This is a genomic window from Microcoleus sp. (assembly GCF_049646505.1).
Lineage (GTDB): Bacteria > Cyanobacteriota > Cyanobacteriia > Cyanobacteriales > Microcoleaceae > Microcoleus.
Genome location: NZ_JBARVX010000483.1, coordinates 1 through 15,633, shown reverse-complemented (window position 1 = coordinate 15,633; position 15,633 = coordinate 1). Strand labels below are relative to the sequence as shown.

The following is a 15,633-nucleotide window of genomic DNA, read 5'->3' as shown; positions in this document are numbered from 1 at the left end:
GAAAGGGACTCGGAGACAACCATATCTCCACAGAGGGGCAACCATACCCCTCTCCCCCGCAAGGGGATTTAAATTAATGTAAAGCCGTCCTAGAAGGACGGGGTTTCAAACCCATTTTTCTGATGACTAACCCAGAAATTCGCACAACAAACGTCACAATTCCCAACGGAGATTTGCAAATTGCCGCTTATCTAGCCCAACCCGCCACAGCAGGCCAATTTCCCGCAGTTATCGTGATTCAAGAAATCTTTGGTGTCAACGCGCACATCCGCGAAGTTACTGAAAGAATAGCAAAGGAAGGATATGTGGCGATCGCCCCAGCCATTTACCAGCGCCAAGCCCCCGGCTTTGAAACCGGCTACACACCCGAAGCCATCCAAACCGGCAGAGAATACAAAGAACAAACTACCGCATCCGAACTGCTCAGCGACATCCAAGCCACCATCAATTACCTCAAAACCTCACCCTCAGTCAAACCACAAGGCTTTTGCTGTATCGGCTTCTGCTTTGGCGGGCACGTCGCCTACCTCGCCGCTACTTTGCCCGAAATCAAGGCTACAGCCTCGTTCTACGGTGCTGGTATCGCTACGAATACCCCCGGTGGCGGCCCCCCCACCATCGCTCGCACAGCAGAGATTAAAGGCACTCTCTACGCCTTTTTTGGCACTCAAGACCCCAGCATTCCCAAAGAACAAGTCGATCGAATCGCCGCAGAATTGGAAAAACACAGAATTCCTCACCAAATTTTCCAGTACAATGCGGATCATGGCTTTTTCTGCGACCATCGCGGCAGTTTCGACGCTACCGCAGCAGCCGAGTCGTGGGTGCAGGTGAAGCAGTTATTTCATCACGAACTTCAACTAGCTTAGAGAGTGGAAGATGGGGAGAATAGGAGAGTGGGAGAATAGGAGAGTGGGAGAGTGGGGGAAAATCTTCCTTCTTCCTTCAATATATGACAACTGTCAACTAACAACTGACAACTGACAACTGACAACTGACAACTGACAACTGATAACTGACAACTGACAACTGATAACTGACAACTAAACTACATGAATTCCAAATCTACAGGTTCTCAGAGCGCAAAAGCATCCTTTTCAATGGATGATTTTGCTAAAGCCCTCGAACAGCACAATTACGAGTTTCAGAAGGGACAAGTGGTGCGCGGCAAAGTGTTCGAGTACGACTCAAACGGCGCGTATGTTGATATCGGCGGCAAGTCTTCGGCTTTTTTGCCGATCGCAGAGGCTGCTTTGAGAACAGTAACGGATTTGTCGGAAGTGGTTCCGCTAAATGAGGAACAGGACTTTTTAATTATCCGCGAACAAGATGCAGACGGCCAAGTTACTCTGTCTCTGAAACAGTTACAAATTCAGCAAGCTTGGGAAGATTTAGTTGCTTTGCAGGAAACTGGTAAAGTGCTTCAGGTGCGGGTTTCTGGGGCGAATAAGGGCGGCGTGACGGTGGATGTTGAGGGAATGCGCGGTTTTATTCCCCGATCGCACTTAGCCCAACGCGATAACATAGAATCGCTGATCGGTCAATCTTTGACCGTGAATTTCTTGGAGGTCGATCGCGAACGAGAAAAACTCGTACTTTCCCAGCGGATGGCAACTCAATCAAATGCCTTCAGTCAGTTGCAAATCGGTCAGTTGGTAGAAGGGAAAGTCAGCAGCATCAAGCCTTTTGGCGTGTTTGTGGACTTGGAAGGAGTTAGCGGTTTGCTGCACATCAAGCAAGTCAGCCAAAAATATATTGATAACCTTGCCCAACTCTTTGCTCCCGGTCAACCCCTGAAAGCGCTAGTGGTTGACCTCGATGAAGCTAGGGGCCGGATTTCACTTTCTACTCGGGTACTGGAAAATTACCCAGGGGAAATGGTGGATAAAATGGCTGATGTGATGGAGACTGCAGAAGAGCGATCGGAACGCGCTCAAAAAACTCTTTCTTAAGTCTTGACGTAATTAGAACCCCATCTACCGGAAACTATAGAAATGTGGGTTGAACCGCAGATAAATGCCGATAAACACAGACAAAATCCCATCGGCGTTCATCTGTGTTCATCGGCTGATATCTGCGGTTGAAAAATCCCAATCTAACTAATTTGCTTTCTTCTTGATTCCTAATCAACGGGAAACAATATTACTATCAACAGTCAACAGTCAACAGTCAACAATCACCTGACGGTGCAACCGGAATCGATATAACATGAGTCGCAATTGTTTCAGTCTCCACCTTTGCTTCCACCGGCCAAGCATTTTCCATATCTACAGTTTGTCTCGGCTGATAAACTGCTAAGTCAAACCAGAAAGTCGTACCCACATTAACTTCGCTAACTAAATTAATTTTAGTGTGGTGCTTGTCAATAATGTTGCGGACAATCGAAAGACCTAACCCCGTTCCTTCTAGAGTATGAACTCGGTTTTCTACCCGGAAAAAGCGCTCAAAAATTGCTTTTTGGTCTTCGGCATCTATACCAATTCCAGTATCAGAGATTTCGATCCGTACTACCGGAAAATGTTTGGAATCCGGTAATAAGTTGTGGTTCCCGGATGTGTCGTCTTTGTGGGTTGCCTCCTGCGACTCTATTAAATACGCTCGAATTGACACTTTGCCGCCAGCCTCGGTAAATTTTAAGGCATTTCCTACTAAATTTGCAAATACTTGCAGCAGCAAATCGTAATGACCTAAAGCCGGTGGCAAATATGGGTCAACTTGTTGCTCTAATTCGATGCCTTTATCCTTGGCATTTAACTGATAAGTCCGCAGGGTTTGTTCCACGGCTTGCGGCAGGTCCACCGCGTCTAATTGATAGATTCGGCAGGATTCCAGGCGCGACAAGTCTAACACGTCGTTGACTAAGCGGGTGAGGCGATCGGTTTCTCGATTGGCAATTTCTAGGAATTCCCGGCGCTCGCTTTCTTGCAGGTCTTCTCCGTACTCGTAAAGAGTTTCTATAAAAGATTTGATATTAAATAAAGGCGTTCTCAATTCGTGAGAAACATTGCTGATAAAATTGCTTTTAGCCTCATTTAGTTCTACTTCGCGAGTGATGTCCTGCACTGTCATGGCGATACCTTTGAGACTTTCTCGGTACTGTCCCGAACCTTGATGCTTGGAGGTTTCCTCGTAGAATGTACATTCTACTGCGATCGGGCGCTGCGACTCGGTACAGGTATTTTCCTCGTCGCGGATGCAGCTTTTGCACAGCGGTTCGGAACCTGGGGCTTTGTGGAGAATCACAGTAGTTAAAACAATCCGCATGGTACGGTTGACTGGTTCCTTCAGAGAAATCCGAAATTCGCCGCCTTCGCGATCGCCCGCGGCTATTTCGTGGAGAGGTCTTGCCAACTCGCGCTGCACTTCTGCAGGTAAAATATTGACGACGTTAATTCCGATCGCATTTTTACCTTCCCATCCAAAAATTCGCCGGCCCGTCGGATTGACTAAAATCACCTGCAAATTCGCATCCAACAACAGCGCCCCGTCAGCAATAGTAGAAACCAAAGTTTCTAACTTGGCTTTTTCCGCTGTCAGTTCTTCAATATTTTGTTCTTCATAACTTTCGAGTTTTTCGGCCATCTCGTTAAAACTGCCAATCAACTCGCCCAATTCTCCTCCCAAAGGCAGGTCAACTCGCTGCTTAAAGTTGCCGCTGGCGATGTTTTTGACCCCAAAAACTAATTGTTTGATCGGCTGAGTAATTGTCAGGGCATTAAATACAGCGCCCAAAATCACCATCACCCAAATAGTGACAAATACTGCTAAAGTGACATCTCTCGTCAGATTTGAAGAGATAACTGCTGCGGGATTTGGGTTAATGCCGATCGCCAAAATCCCCAAATATTTATCTTCGTGAATTAGCGGCACAAATACGTCGGTAACTTCTCCGTCGGGCGTCAAATGCTGCCGCACCAAAGGCACAGAAGTTAAATTTCTCGCCTCAATGTCGGCGATAAAATTATCGGGGAGTTTAATTTGGCGGCGCAATGTTAAGGAAGTTTCCACCTCCGCTTCCGAGAAAGGTATCCCCAGAAAAATATCTCCTGCTTCGTCGGCGTAGAGCATATAGCGGACGCTGGAGGTGCTGCTGTAAAATTGGCGGGAAAAGCGGGCGACTTCGGAGCGATCGTTTTTCGCAATCAGCGGCGCCACATTTGCCGATAACAGCAAGCCGAGGTCGCGGCCGTAGCGGGTATCGTTAAGTCGAGCATCTTGCTGGATAGTATTCACGGCCCAGAATGTCAGGCCGCTCATAATTAACGAAACTACGAGGGTAGCAGCGGCCATCAGGCGAGTCTGGAGGGTAAAATCCGACCACCAGCGGGCAATAATTTCTCCGATTTTGTTTAGTATGGCCAGCATTTTACCAGTTCACCAGTTTAATATTAAAAGCAAGATTAAGTCAGTAGTCAGTAGTCATTAGTCAGTAGTCATTGGTCATTGGTCATTAGTCATTAGTCAGTTGGTAGGGGCGGTGCCAAGAGTGCCCGCCCTCTTAATAGTCAGTAGTCAGTAGTCATCAGTTAACAGTTAACAGTTAACAGTTAACAGTTAACAGTTAACAGTTAACAGTCAACAGTCATTAGTAGTGCGAGTGTCTCCGCTCGCTTTCCGTCATGGATCATGGGTCATTGGTCATTAGCGATCGGGCCTGAAGGTAAAAAGGAAGAAGATATACACAGCAATCTTTTTAGCGATCGATATTTTACGTTTAATTAGGTAAATTTGCTTGACGAGAGTTTTCGATCGAATTTTCTGCACCGACCCGTCCGCTACCGCCAGCGCAGAGACACCAAACTTCATTGTTACACTTATACTTGAAGAATGCTTGGCTTGCCGGTGGCGGTCGCGCCATTCCTAATTTTGAGAGTCCAGTGCTCGACGGCCGATGTCGCGGCGACAGTATACCCCTTCAAATTCGATGCAATCTACCGCTGTGTAAGCTTTGTTTATAGCTTGTTCCAAAGTTTCCCCCGTCGCAGTCACACCCAAAACGCGGCCGCCCTCGGTAACTAACTGCTGCTTCAACTGAGTGCCGGCGTGAAACACTTCTGCACCTTGAGCTTGGGCTTCCTCAATACCTGTAATAACTTTGCCTTTTTGGTAACTTCCAGGATAGCCCCCCGAAGCCAAAACTACGCACACAGAAGCCCCCGACTTCCAGCGAATGTTGGAATATTCGCAGAGACGCTGCTGACAGCAAGCCAGCACCAAATCTTCCAGAGGAGTTTCCAAGAGGGACAAAACCGCTTGAGTTTCGGGATCTCCGAAGCGGCAGTTAAATTCTAAGACTTTCGGTTCTCCTTCGGCTGTAATCATTAAACCTGCGTAGAGAACGCCCCGGTAGTCGATGTTGCGTTTTTGCAGGGCTGCGAGGGTGGGTTCGAGAACTTCTGTTTGAATCCTTTCCATGAGTTCCGGGGTGACAACTGGGGCTGGGGCGTAGGCTCCCATACCGCCTGTGTTGGCTCCCTTGTCGCCTTCGCCGATGGCTTTGTGGTCTTGGGCCGGCAGCAGGGGTTCTACTACGATTCCGTCGGTGAGGGCGAGAATCGAGACTTCTTGACCTGTTATAAATTCTTCGACAACGACTCGGATGTTATCGCTGCCGAATTCGCCGCGAAAAATGGTGTTGATGGCGCTGTGAGCCATTTTGATGGTAGTAGCAACGGTGACTCCTTTGCCTGATGCGAGTCCGTCTGCTTTGATGACGATGGGAATTCCTTGTTCCACAACGTAGGCTTTGGCTGCTTCTGCGTTTGTAAATACGGCAGCTTTGGGTGTGGGGATGCCTGCTTCGAGCATCAATTGTTTGGCCCAGGATTTGCTGGATTCAATTTGGGCACCGGCTTTGGTGGGGCCAAAAATCATCAGTTTTTTCTGTTGGAAGTAGTCAACGATGCCTAGCGATAATGGCAATTCGGGCCCGACGATCACTAATCCGATGTTGTTGACCATGACAAAGCGTTCGATGCCTTGGAAGTCGTCGATGTTGAGCGACAGATTTTGACAGCCTTTGGTGGTAGCTGTGCCGCCGTTGCCCGGTACGCAGAAGACTTGTTTAACCCGCGTAGATTCTAGCAGTTTTTTTGCGATCGCGTGTTCGCGACCTCCGTTCCCCACAACCAAAACTTTCACAGCATCCTCACCTATAAATTTTGTTCTCTGAATGTTTGATTTTCAGTGTTTGCACCTGTCTATCTGCTTTTTGCAGCGCCCTCAATTATGCCATGCTTGGCGCTAGGGAATTGCTAGATGTGGCACTTTTCTCGAAGACTGCGGCTCAACCGCTGTTTTCCAACGGCTGGGTTCGTGCAATATTTAAAGACTTTCGCTGCAGATATTTTCGAGGTTCTACCTTTAAAATATCTGGAAAATTAAACTATTTTATAGCTATCAAATGTTCAATTAATGTAATTCATCCGGCGACTAATTGCGATAAAATAGTCAGGCTGATACAAGGAATTTTACTCAGATGAAATCAAATCTAACCGCTGCGAGTTCGCCTGCCAAATTTAAGCGGGTGGGCGTTGTCGGCGGCGGCCAGCTAGCTGCGATGATGGGGGATGCTGCTAGGGCGCTCGGTGTCGAATTGATAGTGCAAACTCCCGAGGCTGCTGACCCGGCTGTTTCTGTGGCTGCTGGTGCTGTTTTGGCTGCTGTTGATGATGTTTTGGCTACGGCTCATTTGGCGGATGACTGTGATGTTGTTACTTTTGAAAATGAGTTTGTAGATTTGGACGGTTTGCGCGTTTTAGAACAGCAAGGTGTGTTGTTTTTGCCTGGTTTGTCGTCACTTTCTCCTTTGTTGGACAAGTACGTGCAGCGCTGTTATTTAAAAGATTTAGGTTTGCCAATTCCGAGGTTTTGGGCGATCGACAATCTGGCTTCTTTGCACCTAGATTTGCGGCGGGAATCGCAGGGGAAGCAGGTGCAAACGGGTGCGGGGGACGATCGCATCCTGAGTGAAATGGCGATCGACAATTTGGCAATTTCGGTTTCCGACAGCGCACAGACGCAAGGTGACTCGGATTTTTTGGCGAGAGATTTTCCCTTTGTCGTCAAAGTTCGCCGCCACGGTTATGACGGCCAAGGTACTTTTATTGTCAAGGATCGGGAGAGTTTGGAGTCGATTAGTGCTAAACTTAAAGGTCAATCTTTGCTGGTGGAAGAGTTTGTCCCGTTCGATCGCGAGTTGGCTGCGATCGCCGCTCGATCGCCCGCTGGGGAAATTGCAATTTACCCGATCGTCGAAACCCAACAGCAAAATCAGGTTTGCCGGCTGGTAATCGCACCCGCCGATATTAGTTTAGATGTCAAAAATGAGGCTGAGGCGATCGCCCGTACCCTCCTCAACAGCTTGGAAGCTGTCGGCGTATTCGGCATAGAATTATTTTTAACCGCCGACAATAAGCTGTTAGTCAATGAAATTGCCCCCCGCACCCACAATTCGGGACATTTCACCATCGATGCTTGCGAAACTTCACAATTTGAACAGCATTTGCGCGCAGTTTGTCAACTCCCTTTAGGCAATTGCGATTTGAAATGTGCAGGTGCTGTGATGGTAAATTTGCTCGGCTACGAGTCGGCCGAGTCAGATTATTTAGAAAAACGAAAACAACTGGCACAAATCAGCGGTGCTTTTGTACATTGGTATGGTAAGAAACTATCGCGTCCCGGTCGGAAACTCGGTCACGTCACAGTTGTACTCGATGCAGAATCGGTGCAAAATGGGGAAACGTCCGCGAGTGCGATCGCTCAAACCGTTGAATCTATCTGGTATGCAGCTTAAATTGCTCGAAGCTTGCCAAAATCGGGTTAGTTGCTGTATATTAAATAAAGGTTCTACTGCGACGTTGGTGACTGCCAATAATGTTTTTTTGATCTATAACTCTTAACTCTAGGGAATCAAGATGTTTGGACAGCAGTAAACTGGGCTTGTACCCAGAAACTTTAAGTCCGAGCCAACGGTGCCCACCTGGTATGATACCAGGTCAAAAGCTGAGGTAAGACGGCGTTGCGGGGAGCCATTATCATATTGATTGAGATAGGCGCTGTGAAATACGGCTAGCCTATTTTTTTTTTAAAATTGGGAATTGGTAATTGAGAATTGGTAATATCAAATCCTGTCAGTCAACAGTCAACAATCACGGAAGCTGCCATCAAAATCGCTCTAATTCATCTGCGTTAATCTGTGTTTATCAGCCTGTATCTGCGGTTAAAAAAAGAGAATTTTGCAACCGCAGATGACAATAGATGAACGCTGATTCGCGCAGATGTCGATAAGAGATATCTGAATGATTCCGATGTTAACAGATCGGCAGTCAGCAGCGAGCATTTCTCAGTCAAAAATTTAATGAAACTTACATTTTGCACCATTCTCAAAAATAGGCTCTCCGGCCTGTTCCACAAAGAGTGAATTTCTTGTGGGATGGGCATCCTGCCCGTCCAGAAAAGGCTTGTTGAGAATGGTGCAAGATGTCAGATTAAATCAATAATATTGCACTATTGTCAAGAACAGGCATCTTGCCTGTTCTGTTTCTAAACAAGTAATTGAGAATGGTGCAATATCTCAGATGACTATCCTGTGCCGGCTGTGGCACTGTTGCTGGGGATGTTGGTTTGGATGGTGCGAGACGGTTAGGGCGATTCGACGCAAGCTAACACCACTTAATCTCAGATAACTTTGAACACTACCACCCCGAATCGAGCAGCGCAAATCTCCCTTGCAGAAAGCACCACAAACGTGATACGGTTGAAGCTTGTGTCCAAATAACACCAATCCATGCCAAAACTCAAAACTCGCAAAGCAGCCGCAAAGCGCTTTAGAGCGACCGGCACAGGTAAAATTGTGCGCCGCAAAGCTTACAAAAGCCACTTGCTCTCTCACAAAAGTTCAGCCCGCAAGAGCCGCTTGTCTAAATTGGTCGTCATTGACGAGACCAACGACTCTAACGTGCGGTTAATGCTTCCATACTTGTAAAGTTTAACGGAAATTCAAAAATGACACGGGTAAAACGCGGTAATGTCGCCAGAGCGCGCCGCAAAAAAATTCTCAAATTAGCCAAGGGTTTCCGAGGCGCACAGTCGAAACAGTTCCGTATAGCTAACCAGCGGGTGATGCAGGCGCTGCGTAACGGTTATCGCGATCGCAAAAAACGCAAACGCGATTTCCGCCGCCTGTGGATCGCTCGGATCAATGCTGCATCGCGCCAGCACGGCACGAGCTACAGCAGGCTGATCGGCAACATGAGGAAAGCCAACATCGAAATCAACCGCAAAATGCTGGCACAAATGGCAATCATTGACCCGGCAACTTTCGGTAAAGTGGTAGAACTGGCAAATCGAGCCGGAGCGTGAAAGCTCGATCGGTTTTGAGCAGGAAAAAGGCAGAAGTAAGAAAGATTTAGCTATCTGCCAGAGAAGGAAAACTCCTAATAAATTTAGGAGATTGAGACTAACTTTCCTTCTTTGTTCTTACTTCTCGGTTCTTGCTTTTTCGGAAATTGCGATCGGGCTCTTAGAGTTCCATTTTCTTGTTTTTTATACAGTTGCAAAAGCAAATCTCAGAGATTGCTAGGGCTTAAAAATAAATAAAACCTTCCACAGACCTACCTACATAAAAAAGACATGGATAGTAATTTGCTGATTGTTTACCTGTCAGTCTTGCTCGCTATACTAGGCAGCAGTGCCTGGTTTATTGTCCGCCAGATTCTCAAAACTAGGAAACTGGAAATGTCTCTGGAACGCTTAGAAAACAAGCTGACTGCAGAACAAGGAACAGCACAGGAATACTACGAGTTAGGAAGTATTTATGTAGATAAGAAGCTTTACTCCCAGGCGATCGTACTGTTTCAAAAAGCTCTGAAATCTAAAGACTTAGAAGGCGAAGAAAATCAAGCGGTTGTTTACAATGCCCTCGGTTTTGCACACTTCGGCCAAGAACAGTACGACATCGCGATCCGCAATTACAAAGAAGCCCTGAAGTTGCAGCCAGAATACGTTACATCTCTCAACAATCTGGGTCACGCCTACGAGCGCAAGAAATTAACAGCTCAAGCCTTGGAAATCTACGAACAAGCTCTCGCCTGCGATCCAGACAATGCCACTGCTAAAGGGCGAGTAGAGTCTCTCAGGAAGCGTTTGGTAATCTATAACTGAGCGCCGGCGCCGGCGGAGAAATACAGATCCCGCAAACCTGGTTTCACTCCGAAACCGGGTTTTTTATTTCCAGAGGAAAAGATCCTCAACTATTGAATACCTTAATGCGTTAGCTTTTAAGAACAGGAATTCGACCGATCGCTCGATCGCGCGCCCTCGGTGCAGTTTAAACTACTGTCAAGATAAAAGCAGTACCTGCAACGCCGGTCAGTCCTAAACAATTGAAGGAGGAGAACGTAGTGACATCAATTCTCGTTGTCGAAGATTCGTGGTTGACTCGCAGGGTAATCTGCAAAATCCTGCGAGCAGAAGGATACGAGACTTGGGAAGCATCGAGCGGCCCGGAAGCCCTAGAACTGCTGGCGACTAAAACCCCCAACTGTATGCTCTTGGATCTGCTGATGCCGGAAATGGAAGGTCGGGAAGTCCTGCAAGCCATGCGCGATCGAGGATATAAAATTCCAGTCATCGTAATTACCGCAGACATTCAATCCACTACCCGTTCCGAGTGCATGGACCTCGGAGCCCTGACAGTCATACACAAAATGCCCAACTCAGACGAACTGCTCGGGTGGATCGAAAAAGCTCTGGGTGCCAGCGAGGAGAGCACCCAATGAAATTAAGCGCTCGAGAACTCGATGCTTTACAGGAACTCGTCAACATCGGGATCGGTCAAGCGGCAGGGATTTTGAACGACATGATCGAATCTCCCATTCGCTTGCAAATCCCCTACCTCCAAATCCTGTCTCCCATCGACGTGCAAACACAATTAGAGGAACACCTCAACGGCGAACAAATCGCCGCCGTCCAGCTCAAATTTACAGGCTCCTTTGGAGGGATTGCCCAGCTCGTCTTTCCTACCAACAGTGCAGCCGCTCTAGTGACCATGCTTACCGGGGAAGAAGTGGGAACTCACGACCTGGATTCAGTCAAAATTGGTACGCTCAGTGAAGTGGGAAATATTGTGATCAACGGGGTCATGGGTGCAATCAGCAACGTACTTCAGCAGCGCCTGAACTACTCAATTCCCAATTACATGGAAGGGACGATCGGTAGTTTGCTGATATCTGGCGGTTTGACTACTGATACAGTTGTTTTATTAGCCCAGACCCGTTTCATTATTGAAAAGCTCCACGTTGAAGGAGATATCATCCTCATTTTCAATGTCAGTTCCTTTGACGCCTTGTTGGCTGCAATCAATCAACTTGCCGGGGGTCTATGATCCAAGAGAGCAAAACTATTGAGGAAAAATTTGGAGTTCTCGACAGCGTACCAGTCGGCGCGTGTTTGCTGCGAGATGATTTTGTGGTGCTGTTTTGGAATGCCTGTCTGGAAGATTGGACGAAAATTCCCCGCGACCAAATGTTGGGAACCAAGATTACAACACATTTTCCTCACCTGAGCCAGCTCAAGTACGCTACTCGCTTCCAGCAAATCTTTGCAGGAGGCCCGCCAACCATCTTTTCTTCTCAAATTCACAAGCACTTGATTCCGGCAACTTGGCAAGACGGCCAGCAGCGCATCCAGCAAACTACTGTGACGGCTGTCCCTGCACTTTCACCGGGCGTTGCCGAACTGGATATTGCCGGCTTGGCTCGATCGACTGCGGACTTGGAACCAGAAGGCACGGTGCGACAAGCAGAAGCCGTTGGTTCTGAAGCGCCCTCAAACATTCGGACTTCATTTTCGCCTTACGGCTTTGTGACATCAAACTGCCAATCGTTTTACGCCCTGTTGGTGATTCAAGACGTGACCGACCTCACTCACCGCATCCAAGCTTACCGCACAATGCGGGATCAAGCTTTGGAAGAAGTGGAAGTGCGCCAGCGGGTGGAGGAAGAATTGCGATCGAGCCAACATTTCATCCAGCAGATTGCAGACGCGGCACCTTATTTGCTCTACATCTACGATTTGACCGAACAGCGCAACGTCTACGTCAACGGTCAGGCTTTTAAATTGCTCGGCTACCATCCCGAAGAAATTTTACAGATGGAAACGGCTTTGTTTTCCAGTTTGGTGCACCCAGACGATTTGGAGAAGGTGTCGGCGCACCTGCAAAAATTTCCCAAGGCCCAAGACGGCAGCATTTTGGAGTTGGAGTACCGACTGAAACATCGATCGGGCGAATGGCGCTGGTTTCGCTGCCGCGACCAAGTGTTCGCCCGTACAGCCTCATGCGATCCCAAACAAATTTTCGGCACCGCTCAAGATATTACCGAGTACAAGCGGGCAGAAGAAGCGCTGCGGCAGCAAAACGAACGGGAACTGCTGATGGCGACAATTACTCAGCACATCCGCCAGTCTCTGGATTTGGGCGAAGTGCTCGGCACGACTGTGACAGAAGTGCGCCAGTTCCTTCAAGCCGATCGAGTGATGATCGTCCGCTTCAACGCCTCTACCGACAGTCTGTGCGCCGCACCCCCGACAGGGGCGGTGACAGTGGAATCTGTAGCTCTCAACTGCAAGCCGATGCTGGGGGAAACCCTGGAAAATTTCTGTTTTGAGGATTTCTATCTCGAAGCGTACCAACATCGGGCGATCCGACCCGTCGCCGATGTCTCGACTGCCGATTTGCCACCAAATCAAATCGACTGGCTCGCACAATTCGCGGTAAGAGCTTATTTGGTAGTGCCTTTAGTGCAAGGAGACGAGTTGTGGGGGCTGCTGATGGCCCACCAGTGCCGTCCCCGACAGTGGATGCAGTTGGAAGTTGAGCTGCTGTCTTCTCTGGCGACTCAGTTGGCGATCGCGATCAAGCAAGCAGAACTCTACCAGCAGTTGCAAGCGGCCAACCTCAAGTTAGAGCGCTTAGCTACTTTGGACGCACTCACCCAGCTAGCAAACCGCCGCCGGTTCGATCAGTATTTAGAAATGGAGTGGCGCAGACAAGCGCGGGAACAAACGCCTCTGTCGCTGATTCTGTGCGATATTGATTCTTTTAAAAGTTATAACGATACCTACGGGCATCCGGGGGGAGACGAATGTTTGCGGCAAGTCGCCTGGGCGATCGGCAATGCAGTCGATCGCCCGGCCGATTTAGTAGCTCGCTACGGAGGCGAAGAATTTGCCGTGATTTTGCCGAATACCGAGATTCAAGGAGCCGTGCGAGTAGCCGAACACATACAGCTCAAAATCTCCGCTTTGCAGCTTCCTCACGCTGGTTCTCAGGTGAGCCAGTACGTTACTGTCAGTCAGGGTGTAGCGAGTATGGTTCCTGCATTTGAATCGGGAGCCTCGATTTTGATTGCCTCCGCCGATCGAGCGCTGTACGAAGCCAAACGACTTGGGCGCGATCGCATCCAAGTTTACCAACCAGATCCGGCCTGTACCAAGACCAACGGCACAGGCGCTCCCGTGCACCCAGTTGAGTTTTCAAAAGCGCAACACTAATTTCCCAAATTTCCCATCACCCACAGGCGCTTGACTTCTGTCAATATCTGTCAATATTTATCAATATTTATCAATTCGCAATAGACACTCGCCATAATTCCGGAATAATACCTTTGAGATTTCATATCATTTCCGGTAACACCGTCAGGTGATGTTGACTGTTGACTGTTGACTGTTGACTGTTGACTGTTAAGAGGGCCCGCACTCACAGGCACCGCCCCTACTGACTGTTGACTCGATTTTATTATTCCGATGCAACCGGAAACGATATCAGATTTTAGATTAAAAATTGAATAATTGAATAATTGGCAATGACTTATATTAATTTCATAAGATATTGCTACAGTCTGTATGTCTGTTTTAAACATCGAACTTCGTTCTGCAGAACTCGTATTTGTAGCGGTACTTTATGAAATTGGTAAGTAGAAAGGTGCAAATAAACAGCACCGCGCAACAAAATTTAGATCTCGCTCAAACCCGAATCCCTCTTGCCTTCTGCCCTGCAGCCTCGGACCTGACCTCAACGATAAATATTTACGCCGACTTACTTATTGCATACCCACTCAATGATTGGAACCGCTTTCGAGGTGAAAAGCGCTTATAGAGGAAACAGAAGAGTCAGAAGACAAAGGGGATAACAAACTCTGATTTAGTATTATTTGTTGTACTATTTTATGAATTGGTATAAGTACGGAAGAACCCAATCCCAGAAATATCGCACACAGACTTCAAATCAATCTTATTCATAAGATAAAAACAAAGCTACGGGACACGACCTGAATTCTACTATTTTAGATTTGATCTTTTAGAGGATGTTTGAAAAGTTTTGGGCGAAGATAATTCCCTACTACACAAACTTTTGTCCCGACAGAGAGGGAAGAGCACAAAATCAAGAGTTTGAAACCCACGGAAGTGGGTTGAGCTTGGTCTTGCCGCGATCGAGTATTCCTGGCAATAGTATAAATTTAGACTTGACAAACATCCTCTAAGCTGTTGCGGATTTAAACTGCACCTTCGGGTTGATTGACAGACAATTTAAATGGAGAACAGCTTAAGGTGCTGCCGCCGCCCTGCGGTTGGCAACAATCAGATTAGCTTGATACTCTGCTGCTTTTTGCTGAGCCTTTGAATAGTTCGGGCTGGTTGACGGCACAGATTTCATCAGCCCAACTGCTTTCTGCCACTCGCTTGCTACTGCGATCCACTCATTTTGAGACTGAGCCGTCTGGGCCAAAATTGCAGCCTTCTGAGCGTTGTTAACGGCTTCCCTCCAAGGATCTGGTTTAGGCGCAGAAGAAGCTGCCTTGGGCGCTGGAGATGCCGGAGCTGGGCTGGCGGGCGCTGCTGTGGGAGCGGCTTTGGGTACAGGAGAAACTGGCTGTGGAGTTGCGCCCGATGCGCCTGGAGAGGGTGCAGCGGGGGCTTTTGATGCGTCAGATGAGGCTTTGGGGGAGGGGGAAGCAGCTTCGGGGGCGATGGGTTCTGGGTTCGAGCCGCCGAAGGGGAAATTTCCAGTAAAGAACAGCCCTGCGAGCGCCGCCAGAGGCACTAAGACAGCGACAGGTATTACCCATTTGGGAAATTGTTTTTTCGGAGGCGGGACTTGTTCTGCTTCGTCTTCGTCTTCGTCTTCGTCTTCCTCGTCGTCATCTCGATCGAATTCTGCCTCTTGATAGTAGTCTTCGTCTTCGGGTTCGACATCATCTAAACCTACAGAGTCATCAGGCATTCCACTCTCGGAGGCGTAAAGCGGATCGTCGTCTGCGGGCATCAGATTTATTTCTTCTTCCCACGCAGCCGAGCCGTCTCCTGTTCGACGCCCGTAAACCTTGACAGTGTGAATTGATTCGACTCCCAAATTCGTCATCCCGTTGCGGATGAAATCGACCAATGCCATTTGACTCGGTACTTTGTCTGACTCCAGAATTATGTGGAGGCAGCCGTTGTCCCGGGTTACATCGGCGTTGATGCCTTTGGGTTTGAGTGTACGGTTGATGCTAGATGCGATCGCTTTTGGATCGCCCTGCTTGAGAAGTTCCTGCAGGTTCTGTTGTTTCATTGGTAGCGCTCTTTTTTTTT

14 protein-coding genes and 1 other RNA gene are annotated in these 15,633 nt (G+C 48.1%); 10 read left to right on the top strand and 5 right to left on the bottom strand.

Annotation, left to right across the window (positions count from 1 at the left end; translation table 11 throughout):
• Positions 1–122 precede the first annotated feature (122 nt).
• Entirely contained in the window at positions 123–869 is a 747-nt protein-coding gene (locus WBA89_RS23210; RefSeq protein WP_424409779.1) for a dienelactone hydrolase family protein, read from the top strand.
• Between the two features lie 183 nt (positions 870–1,052).
• Positions 1,053–1,952 carry a S1 RNA-binding domain-containing protein gene (locus WBA89_RS23205; protein WP_424409778.1) on the top strand — a complete coding sequence of 300 codons (900 nt, stop codon included), beginning with the start codon at positions 1,053–1,055 and terminating at the stop codon, positions 1,950–1,952.
• A 217-nt stretch (positions 1,953–2,169) separates the two neighbouring features.
• Here WBA89_RS23205 and WBA89_RS23200 read toward each other — a convergent pair whose 3' ends face one another.
• From WBA89_RS23200 to purD, 3 genes are all read right to left on the bottom strand, one after another.
• Positions 2,170–4,365 (bottom strand): ATP-binding protein, encoded by a 2,196-nt coding sequence (locus WBA89_RS23200; protein ID WP_424409776.1) that lies wholly within the window; start codon positions 4,363–4,365, stop codon positions 2,170–2,172.
• 349 nt (positions 4,366–4,714) lie between these two features.
• Positions 4,715–4,858: a hypothetical protein gene (locus WBA89_RS23195; protein ID WP_424409775.1), complete on the bottom strand. Its 144-nt coding sequence runs from the start codon at positions 4,856–4,858 to the stop codon at positions 4,715–4,717.
• A 2-nt stretch (positions 4,859–4,860) separates the two neighbouring features.
• The gene (gene purD, locus WBA89_RS23190; protein ID WP_424409774.1) at positions 4,861–6,141 is read right to left on the bottom strand and encodes a phosphoribosylamine--glycine ligase; all 1,281 of its coding nucleotides are present in this window, start codon (positions 6,139–6,141) and stop codon (positions 4,861–4,863) included.
• A 337-nt stretch (positions 6,142–6,478) separates the two neighbouring features.
• On the opposite strand from purD, the gene WBA89_RS23185 reads away from it, so the two are divergent.
• The 8 genes from WBA89_RS23185 to WBA89_RS23150 all read left to right on the top strand — a co-directional run bounded on the left by WBA89_RS23185 (position 6,479) and on the right by WBA89_RS23150 (position 13,554).
• Complete coding sequence (locus WBA89_RS23185) at positions 6,479–7,795, top strand: 5-(carboxyamino)imidazole ribonucleotide synthase (protein ID WP_424409772.1); 1,317 nt, start codon at positions 6,479–6,481, stop codon at positions 7,793–7,795.
• Between the two features lie 50 nt (positions 7,796–7,845).
• A non-coding RNA gene (gene ssrS / locus WBA89_RS23180) (6S RNA) lies at positions 7,846–8,033 on the top strand.
• Positions 8,034–8,788: 755 nt separating this feature from the next.
• Positions 8,789–8,986 (top strand): 50S ribosomal protein L35, encoded by a 198-nt coding sequence (gene rpmI / locus WBA89_RS23175; protein ID WP_194062809.1) that lies wholly within the window; start codon positions 8,789–8,791, stop codon positions 8,984–8,986.
• 20 nt (positions 8,987–9,006) lie between these two features.
• Positions 9,007–9,363, top strand: a complete 357-nt coding sequence (rplT, locus tag WBA89_RS23170) for a 50S ribosomal protein L20 (RefSeq protein WP_424409770.1) — start codon at positions 9,007–9,009, stop codon at positions 9,361–9,363.
• Between the two features lie 270 nt (positions 9,364–9,633).
• Positions 9,634–10,164, top strand: coding sequence for a tetratricopeptide repeat protein (locus tag WBA89_RS23165; protein WP_424409769.1), 531 nt, complete (start codon positions 9,634–9,636; stop codon positions 10,162–10,164).
• A 239-nt stretch (positions 10,165–10,403) separates the two neighbouring features.
• Positions 10,404–10,781 (top strand): response regulator, encoded by a 378-nt coding sequence (locus tag WBA89_RS23160; protein WP_424409768.1) that lies wholly within the window; start codon positions 10,404–10,406, stop codon positions 10,779–10,781.
• Positions 10,778–11,386, top strand: coding sequence for a chemotaxis protein CheC (locus WBA89_RS23155; RefSeq protein ID WP_424409766.1), 609 nt, complete (start codon positions 10,778–10,780; stop codon positions 11,384–11,386). Before WBA89_RS23160 ends, WBA89_RS23155 begins: the two co-directional genes overlap by 4 nt.
• On the top strand, positions 11,383–13,554 hold the full coding sequence (locus WBA89_RS23150; RefSeq protein ID WP_424409764.1) for a sensor domain-containing diguanylate cyclase: 2,172 nt from the start codon (positions 11,383–11,385) through the stop codon (positions 13,552–13,554). The genes WBA89_RS23155 and WBA89_RS23150 overlap by 4 nt, the downstream gene beginning before the upstream one ends.
• A 50-nt stretch (positions 13,555–13,604) precedes the next feature.
• Here the strand turns inward: WBA89_RS23150 and WBA89_RS23145 are convergent, their stop codons facing one another.
• Complete coding sequence (locus WBA89_RS23145) at positions 13,605–13,763, bottom strand: hypothetical protein (RefSeq protein WP_424409762.1); 159 nt, start codon at positions 13,761–13,763, stop codon at positions 13,605–13,607.
• Positions 13,764–14,605: 842 nt separating this feature from the next.
• On the bottom strand, positions 14,606–15,633 hold a 1,028-nt coding region (locus tag WBA89_RS23140), incomplete at its 5' end, for a hypothetical protein (RefSeq protein WP_424409761.1).